Source organism: Pseudoxanthomonas sp. G3 (assembly GCF_057654715.1).
This window is the reverse complement of sequence record NZ_CM172805.1, coordinates 1,971,293-1,984,892: the sequence shown is the minus strand read 5'-3', so window position 1 is coordinate 1,984,892 and position 13,600 is coordinate 1,971,293. Positions and strand designations below refer to the sequence as shown.

Here is a 13,600-nt window from a genome sequence, read left to right as displayed (position 1 = left end):
CGGCGGCGAGGCGCCTCAGGGCGCTTTCAAGCCGCCCGCAGTGGTGACAGGCGATGCGAGGGCCGCTGCCTGCGCGGTCTCGACCGTGCAGAGCTCGGAACGGACGAACGGACCGGCTGCGAGGTTGCCGCGGCGGGGGCGCTGCAGCGGATCGGCACTGTCCAGCCCGCGCCCGCCCATCGCGTCGTAAGCCATCATCTGGTCCATGCACAGGCGGTCGGTGTCGACGCAGCGGTTGACCACGGCATCGAACAGGCCCGGATCGACCGATGCGTACAGCCGAGCCGGCTCGCGCGAACTCGGGACTTCCAGCTGCAGATACTCCGCGCGCGTCAGCGCCTTGCCGTCGGCGCGGGCTTGCTCGATCCAGCGGCCGAAGCCTTCATCGGACAACGCATGGAAGCGGAACCGCATGTGCGAGAACCCCTCACCGCTGTAGTGCGACGAGAAACCTTCGTACTCGCCCTCCTTGTTGATCACCGCGTGGAGCTTGGTCTCCATCGCCGGCATCGTATAGATCATGCCCGCCAGCGCCGGCACGTAGAACGCGTTCATCGTGGACGACGACGTGAGGCGGAAGGTGATCGGCCGGTCGACCGGCGCGGCCATCTGGTTGACCGAGGCCACGCCATATTCCGGATAGACGAACAGCCACTTCCAGTCCAGCGCCACCACCTGCACTTCCAGCGGCTTGACCTCGGCGGGTACCGGACGCCCCTCGGCGATGCGGCCCAGCGGTCGGTACGGATCCAGCAGGTGCGTGCCGATCCACGTCACCGCACCCAGCGCGATGATGATCAGCAGCGGTACGCCCCAGATGACCAGTTCCAACTGCGTGGAGTGGTCCCAATCGGGCTTGTAGGTGGCCTGCGTGTTCGACGCGCGGTAGCGCCAGGCGAACCAGAACGTCAGCGCGATCACCGGAATGATCACGACCAGCATCAGCGCCGTCGCCACCAGGATCAGGTTGCCCTGGCGAGCGGCGATATCGCCGGCGGGATGGAGGACCTGCAGATTGCAGCCCGACAGCACGGCGGCGGCGGACATCGCCACGGCGGCCTGCAGGACTCTGCGTATGAGGGACATGGGGGGTGGGGGCTTACGGATTGATCGAGATCAATGTAGTGCGCCGGGCCCGCGCAGAGTATTGGACGTTTTGTCCTATCGCGACGGCGGGTCCAGTCTGCGACCCTATGGGCGTACCCTCCCCTGGTCCGATCCGGTAGTCCGTCCCCATGGCGTCCACCCTCCCCACGACTTCCACCCACGACCACGGCACCAAGGCGCATGCCGATGTCGCCCCGGGCGAGATCGCCGTGGGCGTGGTGATCGGGCGCGCATCGGAATACTTCGACTTCTTCGTCTTCGGCATCGCCTCGGCGCTGATCTTCCCGGCGGTGTTCTTCCCGTTCGTGGACCGGCTTGAAGGGACGCTGTGGTCGTTCGCCCTGTTCGCGCTGGCGTTCGTAGCGCGGCCGTTCGGCACCATGCTGTCGATGAAGATCCAGGCGCGCTGGGGCCGCGGCCTCAAGCTGACGGTTGCCCTGTTCTTGCTGGGTACCGCCACCGCCGGCATCGCCTTCCTGCCGGGTTACGCCTCGCTGGGCGCCGCCTCGATCGTCCTGCTCGCCCTGCTCCGAGTCCTACAGGGGCTTGCGCTGGGCGGCTCGTGGGATGGCCTGCCGTCGCTGCTCGCGCTGAATGCACCCAAGGAGCGCCGCGGCTGGTACGCCATGCTCGGCCAGCTGGGCGCGCCGGTGGGCTTCATCGTGGCCGCCGGCGTGTTTGCCTTCCTCTATGCCAGCCTGGAACAAGCCGACCTGTTGACCTGGGGCTGGCGCTATCCGTTCTTCGTCGCGTTCGCGATCAACGTGGTGGCGCTGTTCGCACGGCTGCGCATCGTGGTGGCGGACGAGTACCAGGACAAAATGGGCGAGCTGGAACTGGAACCCACGCCGATCCGCGAGCTGTTCCAGGCCAAGGGCCGCCACGTGGTGATCGGCGCATTCGCCGCGCTGGCGAGCTACGCCCTCTTCCACATCGTGACGATCTTCCCGCTGTCCTGGATCCTGCTGTATTCGCAGCAGTCCATCGTCAGCTTCCTGCTGGTGCAGATACTGGGCGCGTTCATCGCCGCCGGCGCGATCGTGGCCTCGGGCCTGATCGCCGACCGCGTCGGCCGTGCGCGCACGCTGGGCGGACTGGCGGTGGGCATCGCGATGTTCAGCGGCTTCGCGCCCACGTTGATGGAAGGCGGCCCGGTCGGCCAGGGCGCCTTCATCCTGATCGGCTTCGCGCTACTCGGCCTGTCCTATGGTCAGGCGGCGGGTGCGGTGACCGCGAACTTCGGCCGTCGGTATCGCTATACCGGTGCGGCACTGACGTCCGACCTTGCCTGGCTGATCGGCGCCGGATTCGCGCCTCTGGTCGCGCTGGGCTTGTGCGCGCGGTTCGGGCTGGAATGGCTCGGTGCTTATCTGCTGTCGGGTGCCATCGGCACGCTGCTTGCGCTCGGAATCAACCGCGCCCGCAACTACAAGAGCTGATTCGCACGGGCTTGCGTTGTGACTGCGTGCGGCGGCCGGGAATCCGGCTGGGCCACGAACGGATGGCGCAGATCCGCCGGGCGCGTCAGGGCGCCCGGACTCGGTTTAAAACGAAGGCGAACTGCCGAACACGGCAGAGGATACTTGCGTCCGATACGCCGGTACCGCCCTCACCGGCACCTCAGCGGTCGGTCGTGCAAATGACGAACGCACGCAGTTCCGCCATCTTTCCTTCGCGGAAACGCCACACATCGCAGTAGGCGTGCGGGGCTGGCGCGCCATCCACCTCCACCTCGATCGTGCCCAGCGCAACGACGAGGTCGCCGTCGGCAATCAGCTCATCGACGGTGAAGGACGGAGGACTTGCGTAGTTGTCGCGCATCCAGGCACGCACCGCCGCCTTTCCGGTGAGGCTGTCCTGGCCTACCGTGGTCCACACGAGATCGTCGACGCAGCAGGCCAGGAAGCCCTCGTGATCGCCCGCCCTGATGGCGGCGTTGGCCCGTTGAAGCGTCGCTTTGTTCTGCTCGGACATCGGCATGCTCCCGGTTGATACGTCGATTGGAGCAGCCTTGGCGTGGGCGCCGCGTGGAGGCGGCGCGCCGCATGCCGGTTGACTGATCGATCCGGGCTTAAACGCTTCTTAAAGTCGCCGCCGCAGGATGTCATCGAGCGATGCGGCAGTCCCCTCTTCGCTCCCGCGACGGACACGCCGGTCCGCATCGCATGCCCTTTTCCCCTTCCCCTCGCAAGGTAGGCTCATGCCAAGTTGGACCACATCCGATATTCCGTCGCAGATCGGGCGGACCGCCATCGTCACGGGCACCGGGGGCATTGGCTTCCACGTGTCGTTGGCACTGGCGCGTGCCGGCGCCCACGTCATCGTGGCCGGCCGCAACGCCGCGAAAGGCGCCGCAGCGGTCGACCAGATCCGGCATGCCGCCCCGCGTGCCAACGTGCGCTTCGGTTCGGTGGACCTGGCCAGCCTGGAGTCCGTCGAGGCCTTCAGCGACAACGTGCGGCGTTCGCTGGGCAGCCTGGACCTCCTGGTCAACAACGCGGCCGTGATGACGCCCCCTGAGCGCAAGGAAACCGTTGACGGTTTCGAGCTGCAACTGGGCACCAACTATCTGGGCCACTTCGCCCTGACGGCGCGCCTGCTGCCCCTGTTGCGCGAAGCCCCCGGCGCGCGTGTTGTCTCGCTGTCCAGTATCGCCGCGCGCAACGGTGCGATCGACTTCGACGACTTGCAGTCGCGTCGGCATTACGCGCCGATGGTGGCCTACAGCCAATCGAAGTTGGCCTGCCTCATGTTCGCCCTCGAACTGCAGCGACGGAGCGCCGCACAGGAATGGCGGCTCCAGAGCATGGCAGCGCATCCGGGCATCTCCCGCACGGAGCTCCTTCCGAACGGCGCCGGCCCCGGCAGCCTGCCGGGCCTGGCCAGACGATATCTGTGGTTCCTGTTCCAACCCGCTGAACAGGGTGCCCTGCCGCCTCTGTTCGCGGGAACTGCGCCGACCGCGCAGGCCGGCGCGTATTACGGCCCGGACCGGCTCGGCGAAACACGCGGCCGTCCGGCCCTGGCCAAGCTGCCACCGCAGGCGACAGATTCCGGCGTTGCGCAACGCCTGTGGCAGGAATCGGAACGCCTGACAGGCGCTGCTTTTCCGGCGCCTATGCGCGTGCCCTGATCCAGGGCGCGAGGAATCGCAGCCATTGCGGTCGCCAGCTCAGCGTGAAGGCCACCGCGAGCGCGGCACCAGCCAGGGCCATGAACCACACCAGCACGGCCATCGTGGCGTGGTCAGCGCCCAGGCAGAGCGCGAACGCGGCGAGCGCTGCGGCACTGCCCAACCCACGCAGCCCTCTGAGCACCGAGGGCGACGGGACATGGTTCCAGGCCTGCTGCGCGTGAACCGGCATGGAAAGCGCCAGCCAGCCCATGCCGGCGACGCTAGCGATCAGGGCAAGCGACAATAGGCTGCTGTGGGAGGCCGGATCAGGCACGCGCCGCCTCCTGCGAAGCCGCGCGCCCCTGCTCCGCGTGTTGCGCGCCTCGATGCAGCCTCACCGCCGCAAGGATCGCGACCATGCCGCCCGCGAGGATGAAAAGATCCACGCCCGCGACCGGCCAGTAGCCGCGCGCCAGCGTGCGCAGCAGATGGTCGCCCGTCGTCACCCAGTTCAAGACCACCACGGCGATCGCGAGTACGGCGATCGCCCAGCATTGTTCGCGCCACGCCGGATTCGGCAGGCCGCGTGCCACCGGTGCGCTGCGCAGACCCGCATGCACGAAGGCCACGGCCCAGGTACCCCAGAACGCGTAGCGCTCCCAGTCGCCGCGCGCAGGCAGGGCTTCCGGCAACAGCCGATTCGCCGCCAGGATGCCCAACGTCGCCAGCACCATGCCGGTCACCGTGGTGACCGCCAGCGCGTCGACGATCCGCGCGCCCTGGCTGCCCGTCTGCGCATGCTGGCGCTTGCGCTTTTCGACGAAGAAGACGAAGCCGGTCGCGATGCACACCGCGCCCGCCAGCCCGCCCAGCACGTACAGCCAGCGCAGCAGCCAATGACGGAAATGCTGCAGGTGCAGTCCGGTCAGGAATTCGGCCATGCGGCCCACCGGCGTTGCGGCGGGATCCTCGCGGATCAGTTCGCCGGTGGAGGCCTTGTAGTGGATCCCATCGCCGACCAGGGCGATGCGGTCGGTGCCGGCGCGGTAGACGCTGACGTACCCGTTGGCGTCACCGACATGCTGGAGCACCAGGAAGCCCACGTCGCCCGCCTTGTCGTTGGCTTCCCAACGGCGCTGCGCGTCGGCGACCATCGCATCGATGTTCGCCAGCCCCGCCGGCACGCCGGCGCGCTGGTGCGGCAGGCCGGTTTCGCGTGCTTCGATCTCGGCATGCAGATCGTGCAGCTCATGCAACTGCGTGTGGCCCAGCGGGAAGTAGTACGTCGCCGCGAAGATCAGCAGGCCCGTAAGCGCGAAGAAAAAATGGAACGGCAGCGCCACCACGCCGGTGAGGTTGTGCAGGTCCAGCACGCTGCGCAAGCGTGCCTTCCCCGGACGGAAGGTGAAGAACTCGCGGAAGATCTTGCGGTGCATGACCACGCCGCTGACCAGCGCGGCAAGCATCACCAGCGCGGACAGGCCAACGATGAAGATGCCCAGGTTCTTCCAGTCCAGCGTCAGGCTGTAATGCATCGGGTAGAAGAAACCGCTGCCGATCTTGAGGCGGTCGTTCGGTAGCGGCGTGCCATCGCGCGGGTCGATCGTGGCGTCCGCCCAGATCGCCTCTTCGGGGTCCTTGGCGTTGGGTACCTGGTAGCCGGCGAACAGCGCCAGCACCGGGTCGCGATGCGTGGTGTAGGCGCTCCAGTTCACCACGGTGTCGAACCGTTCCGGCATCGCGCCATTGACGCGCGGCGCCATCGCATCGATGGCGTGCTGCGTGGGCTGCATGCGTTCGAACGCCGGCCGCAGCACTTTCTCGAACGACGGCATGGGTTGCGGCTCGATGCGCGTGCTGGGGATCGCCCAGCGGTCGATTTCGCGATCGAAGACCGACAACGCGCCGAAGAAGAACGCCGCCATCAACACGAACCCCAGCACCAGGCCGAACCAGGTGTGGAGCCAGGCCATGGCCTGTCGGAAGCTCTGGAACATGATGTCCTCTCCCGCCTCAGACCAGCAGGGACTGCACGAAGGAGCCGGTGGCCGCGAGCGCGCCGCCACCGACCACCGTCACCAACCATACCCATCGCAGCCGACGCGCTGCGATGGCCCACAGGAACACGCCGAGGAACGCCAGCACGCCGATCATGCTGCCGAGGAACTCGGCGTCATGGAAATCCATACCGGCGGCGACCATCAGACTGGCGCCGGCGGCGACCACGCCCCAGGCGAAGGCATAACCGCCGAGGATGGCAGCCGCGACGCGGGCGATGACCTGGGGGCGATGCGAACGGGATGGGATCGTGGTGGTGTTCATGGTGGCGTCGGCTACCCTCTTGCGTACAGGCCGGTCCGGATCAGAACCGGTATTCCAGGCTCAGCGACCAGTGGCGCGGGGCGCCGTAGTAGCCGATCTGGTACAGCGTATTGATGTACTTCTCGTCGGTCAGGTTGCCGATGTTGGCGCGCAGGGTGGCATTCTCCAGGAAATCCCACGCCGCGAACGCATTCACCACCGCGTAACTGCCCTGGCGCACGGTCTGCTGCGTGTAGCTTTCGACATTCGAGATGTCGCTCTGCCAGCGGCCGCCGAGGCCGAACGAGAAGGCCTCGTAGCTCGGCAAGCGTGCGCTCAGCAGCAGGTTGGCCGTGCGGCGCGGTACCCAGTTGTAGGTCAGCGTGCCCTCTTCGCCGTCCATCTTCAGGTGCGTGTAGCCGAACACCAGATCCAGATGATCGGTGAGCTTGCCGGTGGCTTCGAACTCCCAGCCCTTCGACTCGACGTCCTTGGCGACGTAGTAGTTCATCAGGGTGTCGGGGTTATAGCCCTGGTACGTCGCCAGGCCTTCCTGCTCGGCGGTGAAGTACGCCAGCGTGGTCAACAGTCGGCCGTCCAGCCATTCCGCCTTCACGCCGGCTTCGTAATTCACGCCCTTCGACGGCGCCAGGTAGAAGCCGTCGAAGTTGCGCTGGTCCTGCGGCTGGTAGATGTCCGAGTAGCTGACGTATCCCAGGATGTTCTGGTTGAAATCGTAGGTCAGGCCGGCGTACGGGCTGGTGTTGCTCTCGGTTTCGGCGAACGGCACGCCGTCGTTATTGCCATCGCGGTGATACTCGGCGAAGTTGACGCCAACAATCGCCTTGAAGTCTTCGCTCAGGGCAATGCGGGCGGCGCCGAACGCGCGCTTCAGGCGCTGGTTGAACTGGCTCGACGGCACCTGCGCGCCCCACACCGGTTCGGGCACGGAATTGCCCGCGTACGGGAACCCGGGAAGCAGGCCGAACGCCGGCGAATCAGCGGGAGCCGGATTGAACCAGTACCCCTGCTCGCTCTCCGCCTGGCTGATGCCGAACATCGCTTCATGCTCGCGACCAAACAACTGGAAGCGGCCGTTGAGGGTCAGGTCGACCAGGTCCGACGTCAGTTCGTCCTGGCCCTTGTAGGCCCAGCCCAGTAGGCCGGTGCCGGTGACGGGATCGAGGCCGGTCAACGAATAAGCGAAGAACAGTTCGTCGTCGTTGTCGCCTTCGCGATGGTTGTAGGTCGCCTTCAGCTGCCAGTCGTCGCCGAGCTGGTGCGTGTATTCCACGAAGGCGGTCTGGGTGTTGGTGTTCCAGTAGGTCCAGTCGACCGTGGTGGAGGCGCCGACATCCCACGAGGGTTGCGTGCCGTCCGCGTTCACGAACGGCAGCGCGCCCCACATGTTGCCGGTGGTGTCGGCCTGCTGCCACGAATAACCGAACGCAAGCGTGCCGTTTTCGCCGATCTGGCCGTCGATGACCGCATAGCCGAAGGTACGCTCGGTTTCGAAGTCGCGCGGGTAGGAGTCGCCCTCTTCGCGCGCCACGATCACGCGGCCGGCCCATGTGCCGATCTCGTTGAACGGCATGGAGTAATCGAATTCCACGCGGCGCTCGCCCCAGGAACCGACCTTCACGCCTACCTTGCCTTCAGCCTCGTTGGTCGGGCGCTTGCGCACATAGTTGATCGTGCCCGCGGAGTTGCCGACACCGGTGAGCAAGCCGTTCGCGCCGCGGATCACTTCGATCTTCTCGTAACCGAAGGCATCCATCGCGCCGGTGGCGATGCCCCAGTCGTTGGGCATGCCGACGCCGTCGATCTGGGTGCTCTTGATCTCGAACCCGCGGGCCAGGTAGTTGGTGCGGTTGGTTTCCCACTCCTCCACCTGGATGCCGGTGGCCAGTCGCAATGCGTCGTTGAGGCTGTCGGCACCGAACTGGATCATCTGCTCGTTGCTGACCACGCTGATGGACTGCGGGGTTTCCTTGATGGCGAGATCGAGGTTGGTCGCGCCGTTGCTGACGCGGTTGGCGCGCTGCCCGCGGACCAGGACGGTGTCGAGGTCGGTCGCGCTCATGCCGCTGCCCTGCCCGCCTGCCGCGTCCTGCGGAGCCGCCAGCGCGGCCGCCGTGCCGCTTGCCAGCGCAAGGCAGATGGCGGCGCGCAGCGCGTTACGGGCAGTCAGGGAGGAGGTCGCCGGGCGGGCGCGGAGCGGGTACGAACGCGAAAGGCTCATTGGATAGGGGGCTTCGGAGACGTGGGGTGAGGAAGGCGCACGCTCACGCGCGCCGGAGCCGCGCGCTCCTCGGCAGCGCGTCTTCAGCGCAAGTGGCTGGGCACTTGATGCCCCTATTAAATGCGAATGATTGTCATTTTGCAAGTTGCGCCGGTGCCAGGCCCTCAGCGCTCAGTCTCTCGGCATGGCTGTAGACCACATGCCGGCCGGTGCGGGCGAAGCCCACTAGCGTCATGCCGCAGCGCTGGGCCAGGTCGACGGCCAGCGCCGTGGGCGCGGACATTGCCGCCAGCAACGGGATGCCGGCCGTGGCGGCCTTCGCCACCATCTCGTAGCTGGCGCGGCTGGTGACGACGGCGAACCCCGTGCCGCCATCAATGCCGGCGCGTTGCAGTGCGCCGACCAGCTTGTCGAGCGCGTTGTGGCGGCCGACGTCCTCGCGAACCAACTGCACCGTTCCGTCCAGCGCCACGAACGCTGCCGCATGGACCGCGCCGGAGGCGGCGTTCAACGGTTGATGCTCGGCCACCGCGTGCAGGGCAGCGTCCAGGGTGGCGGAGGCGATCACGCTGCCCTGCCCCACGGCGTCGGGCTGCCTGACCACATCTTCCAGACGCCGGTTGCCGCAGATGCCGCATCCGCTGCGGCCGGGCAACCAGCGGTGTTCCTCGGGCGGATGCGGTGGGCGCTCGGCGGAGACGGTGCGGATGTCCACGTGCAGGCCTTCCAGCAGCGTCCGGATATGCACGCCCATCAACTCGCCCGCCGGGAGCCCTAACTCCGTCAGCGCGAAGCCGTAGGCGAAATCCTCCAGGTCGCACGGCGTCACCATCATCACCGCCAGCGGCTCGCCATCGAGGTGGATGGCGAGTGGCACCTCTTCGGCCAAGAGGTCCTGTCGGTCCGAGCCCAGACCGTTGCGGACATCGCGCACGCCGCGGCGCGCGAGCCCGGGCCTGTGATCGCTGTTACCTGTCGACATGCGCGCCGGCGTCGTGCGATTTCGTGATGCGCACGGGAATCGACTTATAGGCAGGTGTCCCCGACTGGGGGTCGTGACTGTCCAACGGCACCAGGCGGTTGCCCTCGGGGTAGTACATCGCCGCCGATCCGCGCGGCAGGTCGTACTGCACCGCCATGAAGCCGCTCAGCTGCCGACGCATGCCGTCGCCGCCGGCCATGTGCGACTCGATGTCGATGCGGTCGCCATGTTGCAGGCCGCGCGCCCGGAGATCGTCGGCGTTCATGAACACCACGTCGCGCCGGCCGCTGACGCCACGGTAGCGGTCGTCGAAGCCGTAGATGGTGGTGTTGTACTGATCGTGCGAACGGACCGTGGTCAGTGTCAGCAGGTCCTGCGTGCGCGTCGACGGGTCTTCGTCGAGTCCCGGCGCGACCAGGAAGCGCGCTTTGCCCACCGCGCCCCAGTCGCGCTCCGATGCGCCAACGTAGAGCCGGAAGCCGCCGGGCTGGCGCACGCGCAGGTTGTAGTCCTTGAATATCGGGAACACGGCTTCGATCGCATCACGGATGCGGTCGTAATCCTCCACCAGCCACGCCCAATCCACTTTCGTCTGCGGCAGCGTCGCGCGCGCGATGCCGGCGACGATGGCCGGCTCCGACAGCAGGTGTTGCGAGGCCGGCGCCAGGCCGCCCTGCGAGGCATGCACCATCGACATCGAATCCTCAACCGTGACCGACTGCAGGCCGCCGGTCTGCACGTCGCGCTCGGTGCGGCCCAGGCACGGCAGCAGGAACATCTGTTTCGCCGTGATGAGGTGCGAGCGGTTCAATTTGGTGGCGATGTGCACCGCCAGATCGAGATTCCGCATGGCCGGAATTGTGGTGTCCGGGTCCGGCATCGCCACGGCCAGGTTGCCGCCCATGCAGACGAGCGCACGCGAACGACCGTCGCGGATCGCGCGCACCGCCTCCACCGCGTCGTGGCCGTGGGTCAGCGGGAACTCGAAACCAAACCGTTGCTTGATCGCATCGACCAGCGCCTGCGTGGGCTTCTCGGTGATGCCGACCGTGCGGTCCCCCTGCACGTTGGAGTGCCCGCGGATGGGCGCGATACCGGCGCCCGGGCGACCGATGTTCCCGCGCAGCAGCAACAGGTTGGCCATCTGCTGGACGTTCTGGGTGCCGCGCCGGTGTTGGGTCATGCCCATGCCGTAGCAGAGGATGACGCGCTCGGCGCGTGCGTAGAGCCGCGCCGCCGCGGTGATGTCGTCGCGCGAAAGCCCGGACTGCGCGACGATGTCGTCCCACGAGGTGCGCGCCAGGTCCTCGCGCAACGCATCCAGCCCCTGTGTGTGCTCGGCGATGAACGCGTGGTCGAGCACCCCCGGCCCGCCTGCCGCCAGATCGTCGGCATCGGTGTCGATGAGCCACTTCATCATGCCCTTGAGCAGGGCAAGATCGCCGCCGATCCGGACCTGGTAGTAGGTCTGAGCGATCGACGTGGCCCGGTTGGTCAGCATCTCGGCCGGATCCTGCGGCGAGGTGAAGCGCTCCAGGCCGCGTTCGCGCAATGGATTCACCGCGACAATCGGCACGCCGCGTCGCGACACCTCGCGCAACGTGGACAGCATGCGCGGGTGGTTCGTACCGGGATTGTGGCCGAAGCTGAAAAGCGCGTCGCAATGCGCGAAGTCCTCGAGGGTCACCGTGCCCTTGCCCACCCCGATGGATTCGGGAAGGCCGACGCTCGTGGCCTCGTGGCACATGTTCGAGCAGTCCGGGAAATTGTTGGTGCCGTACTCGCGCACCATCAGTTGGTAGAGGAACGCGGCCTCGTTGGAGGTGCGGCCGGACGTGTAGAACTCGGCCATGTCCGGGTCCGGCAAGGCACGCAGTGCCTCACCGATGCGGGCGAACACATCTTCCCAACTGATCGGAACATACCGATCGGAATCTGCGTCGTACATCATCGGATGGGTGAGCCGGCCTTCGTCCTCCAGCGCATGGTCGCTCCACTCCCACAGCTCGGACACCGTGTGCTCGGCGAAGAACTCCGGCGTCGCCCGCTTTCCCGTCGCTTCCCACGACACCGCCTTGGCGCCGTTTTCGCAGAACTCGAACGAGGATGTGTGGCGCGGGTCGGGCCAGGCACAGCCGGGGCAATCGAAACCGGTCGGCTGGTTGACGCGGCGCAGGGCGGCGGTCTCGCGTCCGACGGCCATCTGGCTTTTCACCGCGCGCGCGACGGCGGCCAGGGCGCCCCATCCGCCTGCCGCGCCGTCGTAGTCGTCGATGCCTGGAACCTTCCGCTCAGTCATCCGAAAAACTCCCTGCAGCAGCTTCATCCGGCTACCTCGCGCGAGGATACTCCAATGCCGCTTGCAGCATGGCGCAACGCCTAGCCCTGCGCGGATTGATCCCGATCAATGCGGCCTTCCGAACGTCGTCCTAGCCTGTGCGACATGGGCATCGTTTCTCTCTCCCCGCTGTTCGATGCGGACCTGCTGCGGCGCTACGACACGCCGGGCCCGCGCTATACCTCCTACCCCACCGCTCCGCAGTTCAGTGCGGCGTTCGGTGCGCAGCAACTGCGCGCGCAAGCCGACGCAAGCAACCAGGCCGGCCACACCCGGCCCCTGTCGCTTTACGTGCACGTCCCGTTCTGCACAAGTCCCTGCTTCTACTGCGGCTGCAACCGAGTGATCACCCGCGACCGCGCGCGGGGCGAGCTGTACCTGGATTACCTCTACCGCGAGATCTCGCGCATGGCGCCCCTGTTCGATAGCGGCCGGCCGGTTACCCAACTGCACTTCGGCGGCGGCACACCGAACTTCCTGACACCCGCGCAGATCGCCGATTGCGTGGCCGAACTCCGCAGCCAGTTCAGTTTCCTCCCGTCAGCGCGGATGGACTTCTCGATCGAACTGGATCCGCGTTCGGTCACGCCCGATGACATCGCCGAACTGGCCCGCATCGGTTTCAACCGGGCGAGCCTGGGGGTGCAGGACTTCGATCCGGTCGTGCAGAAAGCGGTGAACCGCGTGCAGGGCATCGATGAGACGCTGGCCATCCTCGCGGCCTGCCGCGTGCACGGGATGCGCTCGGTGAACATCGACCTGATCTACGGACTGCCCAAGCAGACCCGGACGGGCTTCGAACGCACGCTGGACGTCGTGCTCGAGGCACGTCCGGACCGCATCGCGGTCTACAGTTACGCGCACCTGCCGCAGCTCTTCAAGCCCCAGCAACGTATCGCGCTGGAGGACCTGCCGGACCCGGAAGCCAAGCTCGGCCTGCTGGAGTGCGCCATCGAACGCCTGGTCGCGGCCGGCTATGTCTACATCGGCATGGACCATTTCGCGCTGCCGGACGATGACCTGGCGCGCGCGCAAGCGCGGGGCGACTTGCATCGGAACTTCATGGGCTACACGACGCATGCCGAAAGCGATCTGATCGGCTTCGGCGTCAGCGCGATCAGTCATATCGGCGACAGCTTCAGCCAGAATCCGCGCGACATCGCCAGTTGGGAGCGGGCCATCGACGACGGCCGCCTGCCCGTCTGGCGCGGGATGCCACTGGACCACGACGACGTGGTACGCGCGGACGTCATTCAGGAACTCATGTGCCATGGCCGGCTGGATTTCGCGCGCCTGGGACGACGCCATAGCATCGATTTCGGCGCCTACTTCGCCGATGCCCTGCCCCGGCTCAAGCGGCTTGAGGATGACGGCCTGCTGGAGTTCACCAAGGCCGGCATCCGCGCCACGCCGCGTGGCCGACTGCTGCTGCGGGTAATCGCGATGTGCTTCGACCGTTACCTGCAACCATCGACAGGGCAGGACGCGCCGCGCTTTTCGCGGACGGTCTAAGCA

The 13,600-nt window shown here is 66.9% G+C and carries 11 protein-coding genes; 3 read left to right on the top strand and 8 right to left on the bottom strand.

Annotation, left to right across the window (positions count from 1 at the left end; all coding sequences use genetic code 11):
* Window positions 1-15 precede the first annotated feature (15 nt).
* Entirely contained in the window at window positions 16-1,086 is a 1,071-nt protein-coding gene (gene cyoA, locus AC23D6_RS09475; RefSeq protein ID WP_487752501.1) for a ubiquinol oxidase subunit II, read from the bottom strand.
* A gap of 149 nt (window positions 1,087-1,235) precedes the next feature.
* Here cyoA and AC23D6_RS09470 point away from each other — a divergent pair, with 149 nt between their 5' ends.
* Window positions 1,236-2,546 (top strand): MFS transporter, encoded by a 1,311-nt coding sequence (locus AC23D6_RS09470; protein WP_487752500.1) that lies wholly within the window; start codon window positions 1,236-1,238, stop codon window positions 2,544-2,546.
* Between the two features lie 181 nt (window positions 2,547-2,727).
* On the opposite strand, the gene AC23D6_RS09465 is transcribed toward AC23D6_RS09470, so the two are convergent.
* The gene (locus AC23D6_RS09465) at window positions 2,728-3,081 is read right to left on the bottom strand and encodes a nuclear transport factor 2 family protein (RefSeq protein WP_487752499.1); all 354 of its coding nucleotides are present in this window, start codon (window positions 3,079-3,081) and stop codon (window positions 2,728-2,730) included.
* A gap of 226 nt (window positions 3,082-3,307) precedes the next feature.
* Here AC23D6_RS09465 and AC23D6_RS09460 point away from each other — a divergent pair, with 226 nt between their 5' ends.
* Window positions 3,308-4,240, top strand: a complete 933-nt coding sequence (locus AC23D6_RS09460) for an SDR family oxidoreductase (protein WP_487752498.1) — start codon at window positions 3,308-3,310, stop codon at window positions 4,238-4,240.
* Here the strand turns inward: AC23D6_RS09460 and AC23D6_RS09455 are convergent.
* The 6 genes from AC23D6_RS09455 to AC23D6_RS09430 form a co-directional block, all read right to left on the bottom strand.
* Entirely contained in the window at window positions 4,224-4,556 is a 333-nt protein-coding gene (locus AC23D6_RS09455; protein ID WP_487752497.1) for a DUF3325 domain-containing protein, read from the bottom strand. The two genes, AC23D6_RS09460 and AC23D6_RS09455, sit on opposite strands and share 17 nt — an antisense overlap.
* Window positions 4,549-6,219, bottom strand: coding sequence for a PepSY-associated TM helix domain-containing protein (locus AC23D6_RS09450; RefSeq protein WP_487752496.1), 1,671 nt, complete (start codon window positions 6,217-6,219; stop codon window positions 4,549-4,551). Before AC23D6_RS09450 ends, AC23D6_RS09455 begins: the two co-directional genes overlap by 8 nt.
* Window positions 6,220-6,235: 16 nt before the next feature.
* Window positions 6,236-6,544 (bottom strand): iron uptake protein, encoded by a 309-nt coding sequence (locus tag AC23D6_RS09445; RefSeq protein WP_487752495.1) that lies wholly within the window; start codon window positions 6,542-6,544, stop codon window positions 6,236-6,238.
* 40 nt (window positions 6,545-6,584) lie between these two features.
* Window positions 6,585-8,765 carry a TonB-dependent siderophore receptor gene (locus tag AC23D6_RS09440; protein WP_487752494.1) on the bottom strand — a complete coding sequence of 727 codons (2,181 nt, stop codon included), beginning with the start codon at window positions 8,763-8,765 and terminating at the stop codon, window positions 6,585-6,587.
* Between the two features lie 133 nt (window positions 8,766-8,898).
* The gene (gene fdhD, locus AC23D6_RS09435; RefSeq protein ID WP_487752493.1) at window positions 8,899-9,747 is read right to left on the bottom strand and encodes a formate dehydrogenase accessory sulfurtransferase FdhD; all 849 of its coding nucleotides are present in this window, start codon (window positions 9,745-9,747) and stop codon (window positions 8,899-8,901) included.
* Window positions 9,734-12,046: an FdhF/YdeP family oxidoreductase gene (locus tag AC23D6_RS09430; RefSeq protein WP_487752492.1), complete on the bottom strand. Its 2,313-nt coding sequence runs from the start codon at window positions 12,044-12,046 to the stop codon at window positions 9,734-9,736. Before AC23D6_RS09430 ends, fdhD begins: the two co-directional genes overlap by 14 nt.
* Window positions 12,047-12,190: 144 nt before the next feature.
* On the opposite strand from AC23D6_RS09430, the gene hemN reads away from it, so the two are divergent.
* Window positions 12,191-13,597, top strand: coding sequence for an oxygen-independent coproporphyrinogen III oxidase (gene hemN, locus AC23D6_RS09425; RefSeq protein ID WP_487752491.1), 1,407 nt, complete (start codon window positions 12,191-12,193; stop codon window positions 13,595-13,597).
* Window positions 13,598-13,600 lie beyond the last annotated feature (3 nt).

Bases quoted from the DNA above. Each gene is read 5' to 3' on its own strand.
- hemN (WP_487752491.1), top strand. From the start codon at position 12,191: ATGGGCATCGTTTCTCTCTCCCCGCTGTTCGATGCGGACCTGCTGCGG.
- AC23D6_RS09440 (WP_487752494.1), bottom strand. From the start codon at position 8,765: ATGAGCCTTTCGCGTTCGTACCCGCTCCGCGCCCGCCCGGCGACCTCC.
- AC23D6_RS09450 (WP_487752496.1), bottom strand. From the start codon at position 6,219: ATGTTCCAGAGCTTCCGACAGGCCATGGCCTGGCTCCACACCTGGTTC.
- AC23D6_RS09430 (WP_487752492.1), bottom strand. From the start codon at position 12,046: ATGACTGAGCGGAAGGTTCCAGGCATCGACGACTACGACGGCGCGGCA.
- AC23D6_RS09460 (WP_487752498.1), top strand. From the start codon at position 3,308: ATGCCAAGTTGGACCACATCCGATATTCCGTCGCAGATCGGGCGGACC.
- AC23D6_RS09465 (WP_487752499.1), bottom strand. From the start codon at position 3,081: ATGTCCGAGCAGAACAAAGCGACGCTTCAACGGGCCAACGCCGCCATC.
- fdhD (WP_487752493.1), bottom strand. From the start codon at position 9,747: ATGTCGACAGGTAACAGCGATCACAGGCCCGGGCTCGCGCGCCGCGGC.
- AC23D6_RS09470 (WP_487752500.1), top strand. From the start codon at position 1,236: ATGGCGTCCACCCTCCCCACGACTTCCACCCACGACCACGGCACCAAG.
- cyoA (WP_487752501.1), bottom strand. From the start codon at position 1,086: ATGTCCCTCATACGCAGAGTCCTGCAGGCCGCCGTGGCGATGTCCGCC.
- AC23D6_RS09445 (WP_487752495.1), bottom strand. From the start codon at position 6,544: ATGAACACCACCACGATCCCATCCCGTTCGCATCGCCCCCAGGTCATC.